The organism is Streptomyces sp. NH27, from assembly GCF_056859195.1.
In genome coordinates, this window is record NZ_JACEGK010001048.1 from 1 (window position 1) to 643 (window position 643).

1 protein-coding gene is annotated in these 643 nt (G+C 69.1%); it reads right to left on the reverse strand.

All coding sequences use genetic code 11. The features are described 5' to 3' along the window. Positions 1–36: 36 nt before the first annotated feature. Positions 37–643 (reverse strand): PASTA domain-containing protein (locus tag AC13HU_RS37945; RefSeq protein ID WP_483046545.1); only part of this gene is annotated, 607 nt, incomplete at its 5' end.

The window sequence follows — 643 nt, forward strand, 5'->3', positions numbered from 1 at the left end:
CGTGCGAACCATGAAAAGCGCTGACGCGCGGTGGGGTCAGTTCCCCTTGCCCGTCGACACCCAGATGGTGACCGGCCCGTCGGTCTTCGGGTTGTAGTCGTCGTCGGCGGACGGCGACTGGCTCGTCACCGCGCCCTTGCCCCACAACTGCTCGTCGGTGTACTTGATGGTGTACTTCCAGCCCGCGGCCTTCATGCAGGCGACCACGGAGTCGACGTAGTCCGTGTGGAATTCCGGCATCGTGGCGATGTCGGGCTTGTCGGGGTTGATGAAGATGTTGTTGGCGTCGGTGCACTCGCTGGTCTCGATGGTGCGGGTCTGGTCGCCCTGGACCACGCTGTCCGTCGCGGGCGGGTCGGCGCTCGCCGAGGTGGAGGTCTTACCGGTCGGCGTGTCGGTGTGGTCCGCGCTCGGGCTGCCACCGCCGCTGTTGGTCATGGCGACGACCACGCCCACGATCACCGCGATCGCGACCACGGCCACCACCACGCCCACGACCAGCGGGGTGTTGGATTTGCCGCCGCGGCGGCCCGAGCCGTTCGGCCCGCCCATGCCGCCGCCCATGCCGCCACCCGGACCGCCGGGGCCGTTCATCATCTGCTGCTGTGGCACCTGGGAGGCCGCGAGGTTGTACGCGGGGGTG